Here is an 8,341-nt window from a genome sequence, read left to right on the forward strand (position 1 = left end):
AAAACCTCCTAATGCCCAGCCAAACCAACGAAGCCGCCCTCGAATCTGCCATTGAAAAAAAGCTAACCGGGTCAACGCTCGAAGAACATTTGAAGGCTATTTCCTCTGTTCCATCCTGCGAAGAACGCAAGCAGTTGTATAGAAGTGGTCAGGGATATTATCTGGGCTTACCAAGTGATTTCAATTCACGTTATGCGGTGGATGAGGTGAGGCTGTGGGATTTTTTGAAAACTACCCAAAAAGACGAGCTGGCCAAGTTGCAAAAGCAAAGTGACTGGAAACTCAAAATACTGGAACGGCTGGATCGTATGCTAAAAAAGAATGGCATCATTCGCATTCTGCGCAAAGGATTGGATGTGGAGGACGCGCATTTTACATTCCTATATGTGCTGCCACTTGCTAGCAGTAGTGAGGCAATAAAACAGAATTTTGAAAGCAACCAGTTTAGCGTAACCCGTCAGGTTCGTTATTCGCTTACCAAGCCGGGCGAGGAAATTGATATGGTGCTGTTTGTAAACGGTTTACCATTTGCAACAATGGAGCTTAAAAACCACTGGACAGGGCAAAATGCCAAGTTTCATGGGCAAAACCAATATAAAAATGAACGGGATATCACCCAGCCTCTACTGAACTTCGGCCGATGCCTGGTGCATTTCGCAGTGGATACGGATGAAGCCTATATGACTACGAAGCTGGATGGAAAGAACACTTTCTTTCTGCCATTTAACTTGGGCGACGATTTTGGCAAAGGCAATCCTCCTAATCCATTCGGGCACAAAACGGCATATCTGTGGAATGAAGTATTGACACGCCAGAGTGTGGCCAACATCATGCAGCATTTCGTCCGTTTTGATGGTAAGGATACCGATCCTTTGACGAAAAAACGTTTGTATTTTCCGCGCTATCATCAAATGGATGTGGTCAGAAAACTGATTGCTGATGCCAGTCGATACGGTGTTGGGAAGAGTTATCTAATCCAACATTCAGCAGGTTCAGGAAAATCTAACTCAATCACCTGGGCGGCTTATCAGTTGATAGAAACCTACCCGGAAAACGACCAGGTTCCAGGAGCAAAAGGAATTGAAAATCCGCTATTCGATTCAGTAATTGTGGTGACCGACCGACGACTGCTCGACAAGCAGCTGCGTGAAAATATCCGCGAGTTTTCGGAAGTAAAAAACATCGTCGCTCCGGCTTATTCGTCGAAGGAACTGAAAGATAGCCTCGAAAGCGGCAAGCGAATCATCATCACCACGATTCAGAAATTTCCGTTTATCGTGGACGGGATTGCAGATTTGAGCGATAAGCGTTTTGCTGTGATTATTGATGAAGCTCATGGAAGTCAGAGCGGCTCGGCGGCCGATAATATGAACCGTGCGCTGGGCAGTTCATCAAACGAAGAAGAAGACCCAGATCCGCAGGATAAGATCATTGAAATAATGTGCTCGCGCAAAATGCGTGGCAATGCGTCCTACTTCGCTTTCACGGCCACGCCCAAAAACAGCACACTCGAAAAGTTTGGCGTGCCAAAGGAAGGTGGCGGTTTCCGTCCATTCCATTTGTACTCCATGAAGCAGGCGATTGAAGAAGGATTTATTCTGGACGTGCTGGCCAATTACACTACCTATCGCAGCTACTATGAAATTGAAAAGTCTATAGAGGATAATCCGCTTTTTGATACTGCCAAGGCGCAAAAGAAATTGAAAGGCTTTGTTGAACAGCATCGACAGACAATTGGCACTAAGGCGGAAATCATGCTGGACCATTTTATTTCAAAGGTTGTTACTACTAAGAAATTGAAGGGCAAAGCCAAAGCGATGGTGGTCACGCAGAGCATTGAGTCGGCTGTAAGGTATTACTTTGCTCTCAGGCAATTGTTGAATGACCGGGGAAATCCGTTCAGTATTGCCATCGCATTTTCGGGAAAAAAGGAAGTGGATGGCATTGAATATACCGAAGACACGATCAACAATTTTCCGACGTCACTCGATACAGCTAAACCATCAGATCCGGGTTACATTAGCGACAAGATAGCCCGTTATTTCAATATGGACGAATATCGTATGCTAGTAGTGGCGAACAAATATCTGACGGGTTTCGATCAACCAAAGCTCTCAGCGATGTATGTCGATAAAAAGTTGCAAGGCGTGCTGGCCGTTCAGGCGCTGAGCCGGTTAAACCGTTCAGCAGATCATTTGGGAAAGAAAACGGAAGATTTGTTTGTGCTTGATTTTTTCAATTCGACCGATGAAATTAAAGTTGCATTTGATCCTTTCTACACGTCTACAACGCTCAACTCCGCAACGGATGTAAATGTACTGCATGATATCAAAAGTACATTGGATGATACGGGCGTATATGAATGGGCGGAAGTTGAGGATTTTGTTCAAAAATATTTTGCCGGTGTTGATGCGCAGCAATTGAGCGTGATCATTGATGTGGTCGCCAAACGCTTCAACTCAGACCTGGAACTGGACGATAATGGTAAAGCTGAGATCAAGATTTTAGCCAAGCAGTTTGTGAAGATATACGGGCAAATGGCTTCTATTCTTCCCTATGAAATCGTTGCCTGGGAAAAGCTGTTCTGGTTCCTTAAGTTCCTGATCCCAAAACTTACTATTAAAACAGATGAGAAGACTGTCTACGACGAACTGTTGGATTCGGTGGATCTTTCTACATACGGACTCGAACGTGTGAAACTAAACGCATCCATTGGTCTAGATGCTTCAGAAACAGAATTGGAACCTCAAAATCCAAATCCACGTGGCGCTCATGGTTCGGAAACAACAGAAGATGCGCTGGATTTGATTGTCAACAGTTTCAATGAACGCTGGTTCCAAGGATGGGAAGCGACGCCGGAGGAGCAGCGTGTAAAGTTTGTTAGTCTGGCAAAATCCATGCAGGTTCACCCTGACTACGAAGAGAAGTATCTGAATAATCCCGACGTTCAAAACCGTGAACTGGCTTTCAGGCGCATTTTCGAAGAAGTAATGGGCAAGCAGCGCCGGAACGAGCTGGATCTGTATCGGGCTATTTCAAAAGATGATGCAACAAAAATGGCATTTATCGATTCGTTGAAACGGGTGCTGGGCGCAGTCTAACCCGAAAAGAACTCTTAATTTTTAACGGCTAATAGCAAATCTTCAATTTCAAAAGCTTGGTAACGAATATTTTATGATGCAAAATTTGGTTAAATTCTATGTTTGTAGTGTTGGAGATCCTACAAAAGACTATGCGAAACAAAATCTTAGCCGGATTGTAAATAATTCGGCCTTCATTCTTCATAAGGACACAAAGCAGAAAGGAGTTTACGAAAAAATTGAAGCTGGAAGCATATTACTATTAAAATATGAGAGGAAGCTAATTGCTTATGGAAAATCAGTTGGGAACCGAATAACAGATATCGAAGACTGGAATTTGTCTACTGATGTGGAACGATGGTTTTTCAAAAATCCAGAAATGATTGAGGATGGCGTATCCTTACACGGAATACAAGCGGATACTATTGCCGGCGGCACATACGGAACAGTCAAAGAAGTATCTGCGGACTTCGGCTGGCAAAAATTACAGGAAATCGATAACACAACCCCGCTTTTTTTTGAATTAAAAGAACAACTATCAATACCTAGTCCGACAGCGGGTGTGTCGGATATTATCAATCTATTAGAATACAAAAAACAAATAATTCTACAAGGGCCTCCAGGAACGGGCAAGACCTTTACAGCGAAGCAGATAGCTAGGGCATTGGTCGGGCTCGGGCAAAACAAAGAGGGTATGGTTCTGACCGCCGACGACATCAAAGCAGGTCTATATATAGGAGAAACGATCCCTTATAACGAGCAATTTATCACTATTACAGCACTGGGCAGTCAGACAATCAGCACTAAGTCGCCTCAGGATGGCAACGTGTCCTTTAAATACGAGCGTGTACTACAAAGCCTGAGCAATGAAAGCTTTTTAGAGAAAGGCTCGGAGGCGTATCCTAATGCAGTTGCCAAATACCTCTTAAAGAAAGGGACCGAATCTTCTGAAAATGAACAAATCAAACTCATTCAGTTCCATCCTGCTTATAGTTACGAAGATTTTGTGCGGGGAATTACTGTCAAAAGCAACGGGGCAAATGTGGAATATATAACAGAAAATAAAATATTGGCCGATTTCGCTGGACAGGCGCTGGAAAATTATCTGGACTCCCGTAAAGACAATGCCCTTCTCTCAAAAGAAATCTGGATAAAGGAACAGATTAAGCTTTTTGCAGAGCATGTTCAGGATACTATCGACAGGGATGGGAAATACAAAATCAATGAGAAAGTGGCAATTTTTCAGGTAGATGATGATGCCTTCAGATATTCTGGAGATTCGTGGGCAGTTGAAAATGGGCAACGGATGAAATTCTCTGACCTGACAACGGCCTTTGCCAGCGGGGCAAAAAGCAGACAGGACATTAAGGGCGATAAGGCATTGTCGGGTAGAGCGAGGCAGCACGCTAGTTATGATTTTAAGATGCTGCAGAAACTGGAAGAATTCCTGCCGAATGAACCCGTTTATTCCGCCGGCGTGGTGAGGGAACGTAAATATGTCCTTATCATAGATGAGATCAATAGAGCTAACCTGCCGGCAGTTCTTGGAGAGCTGATTTACGCGTTGGAGTACCGGGATGAATCTGTTTCGAGTATGTACGATATTGACGGTTACAGAAGCTTGAGACTGCCGCCCAATTTTTACGTCATCGGCACCATGAACACTGCGGACCGGAGTGTTGGCCACATCGATTACGCAATTCGCCGTAGGTTTGCCTTTGTAGATATCCTCCCATCGGAGTTTCCAATTCATCCGATAGCGAAAAATCTTTTCAGACAGGTTTCGGAATTGTTTGTGAAAAATTACGACTCGATGGACTGGCAAAATCCAAGGCCTCTTAGATCTGTGTATCTGGCATCGGACTTTCGCCCGGACGATGTATGGATTGGTCACAGTTACTTCATGTCTGACAAGCAAAACGATCATGAAGTGGTCGCGGAGATGGAGATCCGACTCAAATATGAAATATTACCTTTATTAAAAGAATATGTAAAGGATGGCTTGTTAATGTCAATGGCCGAAGAAAAAATTGCTGCCCTGCATGTTTAAGCTGCTTACTCATTTTGAGCATTTTGATGGAAAAGTGGCAGTGCAGCTCCCGTTGGTACCCGCTGGCGTTTACAAATACGATTTTCTCAAAAGGAAGGACGATCAAAATTGCTACACGATTACCCGAGACGAAGCGGGATATCACTGCAAGCTTTCATATTTCGTAGGTGTCGACTGGGTGGTAGAAAATGAGACGGCACTTTATGTTGAGCCTAAGCTCAACAAGAATAGCGGCCAGACGGATTACTTAAAAATGCTCTTTTCGGGGTTGAAGCATCCTGATGTTTCTAACTATACCGACGAATTATTTGAAATCAGGTTTGATGCACCCTACATCGAAATACCGCAGCAACTGGATTTGCTCACCCCGCTTCTCATTGCGCAGTTTCTGCGTGTGATGACGGAAATTGTTAGAAAAGGACTAAAAAAGTCGTACTACAAAGTAGGGAGTAACCTGCACGCACGAGTAAAAGGTAAGGTGATGGTGGCACAGACTATGAAGCAAAATATCTCCAAAAATAAACCGCTGTACACTTTATGCACCTTTGATGAATTCGGGGTAAACAGCCTCGAAAATCGAATTCTGAAAAAGGCCCTTAATTTTGTTCAACGCCATTGGCTCGCTTTTAAAATGGATCACTCCTCGGAGCTTGTACAGGATATGCTCAATTATATTGTGCCGGCGTTCGAAGCGGTGAATGTCGATGTGAATCTGGAAGAAATGAAGCACAGCCAAACAAATGCTTTTTATAAAGAATATTCGGAGGCACTTGCCCTGGCACGGCTGATTCTGAGAAGATTTGGCTACAATATTTCAAATACCGAATGGAGTGCCGTGGTCAGGACGCCACCTTTCTGGATCGATATGAGCAAGCTTTTCGAATTGTATGTACTGGGACTATTTAAAGATCGCTTCCCGCATCCGAACGCGATCAGTTATCAATTTGGCAACAGGGGCAGCAAATTGGATTTTCTATTAAATTCAGAACGATATAAGATGGTGGTCGACGCAAAATATAAGCCGCGATACGCTTCCCGCGCAGATCATTTGGACATTCGGCAGGTAAGCGGTTATGCACGATTGAAAAAGGTTTACCAAACCCTAAGTATTCCTGATAACCTACTTATTGATTGTTTGATCATTTACCCTGACCAAGAAAATGGATATGATGCATTGCCCGATGAAATCCGTTTAGCTCCGATCAAAGATTACATGGGTTTTTACAAAATAGGTATTACTCTACCTGTGCTTCCGGCTTCCATAAAGGAAGGGCACTCGCAGTAGATTTTGCTGCTCTGGTAAATTTACAACGGCCTATTTCCCCCAAACTTCTTTCCAGCGCGAATACTGTAACGGGCTGACCCTGTATCAGGCGTAGTTCCCCTCATGCATTGATAGAAGTTCTGTATCAACAGTCTCAATAAATCTTGTTTGATCGGTTTCAGGTAATTTTTGGGCGGTATCACGAATGATTCGCAATGCTTCTACCTGGGACATGGTACTAGAAACAATTCCAGAGCCAAGAGGCCGGACCTCTTCCCGGTGTTGAAGACGAAATAAATCGGGCTCTCCCAATGACAGCGGCATATCGTAAAGCAGACCGCTCGTATGCCCAAAGAAAGACATCTTTAAACAGTTCAATTTGGTTCAGCTCATAAATCCCCAACAAGTCCCTGCACATAAAGTTGGTCGGGAACGTCAACAAATACCAATGGGGCTAGATTGTGTTTATTCAGCGGAATATTGGTAGCAAGACGCGAAACCCGTTTATTTACATCATCAAAAGGCTGAGGGTAGGGAACGGCTTGAATTCCATGACAAGTCAATCAGTAGTCTTTGCAAATTCTCCTGTGCATATTGTGGGAATCGTTCGAGAGCCTTTATTATTAAGTCAAGTTCTTGAGATATAATGAAATGTGTTTTGTTCATTACGACACATTACGACAAATGCGTGCTAAACGTGTCGTAATGGCAAGAATTGTGACAGATTACGAGAGTTTTACGTCAATTATGTTACGGATGTGTCGTTAAATGATGGATTCGTATATAATTAACAACAATCTAAATAACAATGGTCATGGACGGGAGGGGAAGTAACAGGAAGGACATTGAGAAGCTAATGAAGTAGCCGCAGTATTTTGATCTGACAGGGTTAAATGCTAGCATCGAGAAATGTGCATATAATTTGATACTTTAATTGTTCATGAATCGGTGGTTTTTCCGTACTCTCGGACCTCTCAATCTCTTTTCCCATTTGGTGTAAACTTCAGAATTGTCTTGCACTATTTTAACATAAATATTTTGCACAGTAGGGTACATTCAAACTGTGGTATTTCTGTACTCTCAGGCACCAGGATTTTTCTTCCCTTTTAGTTCATGAAAAGGCGCTTTTTGCCAATTTCAAATTACATTTTAGTGGTACACCAAAACAAATTACTGTATATTGCCAACTGACACGTTAAACTGTACTATTCAGAATGGTGATTGGATACATAAGGGTTTCGAAGACTGAGCAGAACCAGGATCTGCAATTTGATGCTCTTAAGAAAGCAGGTTGTGAAAAAATTTATCATGAAAAGATTTCCGGTGCTTCTACGCAAAGGCCGGAATATATGAGGATGATTTCGGAGCTTCGGAAAGGGGACGTTATAGTTGTATGGAGAATTGACCGCCTGGGTCGGACAACTTATGAGTTGATCAAGCTGATGGTTGAATGGAAGGAAATGGGCGTGGACTTCCGGAGTATTTCGGAGGGTATTGACACTTCTACCAAAATGGGTAGGCTATGGTACATGCTTAGCTTAGTATTTGCTGAAAACGAGAGAGAAATATTGATGGAGCGTACTTTGGCAGGAATGGAAGCTGCAAGGGCGCGTGGAAGAGTAGGGGGGCGACCTAAAGGACTGACCAAGAAGTCAAAGGAGCTTGCTGGCTTAGCAGCAACTTTGTATTTGAGTAAAAAATACACTACCAATCAAATTTGCGAGCAATTAAAGATTGGAAGTAAAACAACGCTTTACAATTATTTAAGGCACGAGGGTATTGACATTGAGGGATGGACAAGGTCGAAAAATTACAAAAGTTCAGAAAGCGGTGTTTAGCGTATATTAGATATGAGTGATCGTTGACAGAGCTAGTCCTTAACACCTTAGCTAACGCGAAGGGCGCTTTTTTCCAAATTTGGAGGATTGCTGATTAAATGAGAGAACC

General features: G+C 43.2%; 5 protein-coding genes. 4 read left to right on the forward strand and 1 reads right to left on the reverse strand.

The genetic code is table 11. From position 1 onward, the window contains the following. Nucleotides 1-11: 11 nt before the first annotated feature. The 3 genes from AC1XUD_RS24865 to AC1XUD_RS24875 all read left to right on the forward strand — a co-directional run bounded on the left by AC1XUD_RS24865 (nucleotide 12) and on the right by AC1XUD_RS24875 (nucleotide 6,415). Entirely contained in the window at nucleotides 12-3,101 is a 3,090-nt protein-coding gene (locus tag AC1XUD_RS24865; RefSeq protein ID WP_483363750.1) for a type I restriction endonuclease subunit R, read from the forward strand. A 73-nt stretch (nucleotides 3,102-3,174) separates the two neighbouring features. Beyond that, complete coding sequence (locus AC1XUD_RS24870) at nucleotides 3,175-5,130, forward strand: AAA family ATPase (protein WP_483363751.1); 1,956 nt, start codon at nucleotides 3,175-3,177, stop codon at nucleotides 5,128-5,130. Next, nucleotides 5,123-6,415 (forward strand): 5-methylcytosine restriction system specificity protein McrC, encoded by a 1,293-nt coding sequence (locus AC1XUD_RS24875; RefSeq protein ID WP_483363752.1) that lies wholly within the window; start codon nucleotides 5,123-5,125, stop codon nucleotides 6,413-6,415. Before AC1XUD_RS24870 ends, AC1XUD_RS24875 begins: the two co-directional genes overlap by 8 nt. An 84-nt stretch (nucleotides 6,416-6,499) precedes the next feature. On the opposite strand, the gene AC1XUD_RS24880 is transcribed toward AC1XUD_RS24875, so the two are convergent. Continuing rightward, nucleotides 6,500-6,757 (reverse strand): hypothetical protein, encoded by a 258-nt coding sequence (locus AC1XUD_RS24880; protein ID WP_483363753.1) that lies wholly within the window; start codon nucleotides 6,755-6,757, stop codon nucleotides 6,500-6,502. A gap of 851 nt (nucleotides 6,758-7,608) precedes the next feature. On the opposite strand from AC1XUD_RS24880, the gene AC1XUD_RS24885 reads away from it, so the two are divergent. Then, nucleotides 7,609-8,232, forward strand: coding sequence for a recombinase family protein (locus AC1XUD_RS24885; protein WP_483363754.1), 624 nt, complete (start codon nucleotides 7,609-7,611; stop codon nucleotides 8,230-8,232). Nucleotides 8,233-8,341 lie beyond the last annotated feature (109 nt).

Source organism: Dyadobacter sp. HNCC25DJ184 (assembly GCF_056895215.1).

Bases quoted from the DNA above. Each gene is read 5' to 3' on its own strand.
- AC1XUD_RS24865 (WP_483363750.1), top strand. From the start codon at position 12: ATGCCCAGCCAAACCAACGAAGCCGCCCTCGAATCTGCCATTGAAAAA.
- AC1XUD_RS24870 (WP_483363751.1), top strand. From the start codon at position 3,175: ATGATGCAAAATTTGGTTAAATTCTATGTTTGTAGTGTTGGAGATCCT.
- AC1XUD_RS24875 (WP_483363752.1), top strand. From the start codon at position 5,123: ATGTTTAAGCTGCTTACTCATTTTGAGCATTTTGATGGAAAAGTGGCA.
- AC1XUD_RS24880 (WP_483363753.1), bottom strand. From the start codon at position 6,757: ATGTCTTTCTTTGGGCATACGAGCGGTCTGCTTTACGATATGCCGCTG.
- AC1XUD_RS24885 (WP_483363754.1), top strand. From the start codon at position 7,609: ATGGTGATTGGATACATAAGGGTTTCGAAGACTGAGCAGAACCAGGAT.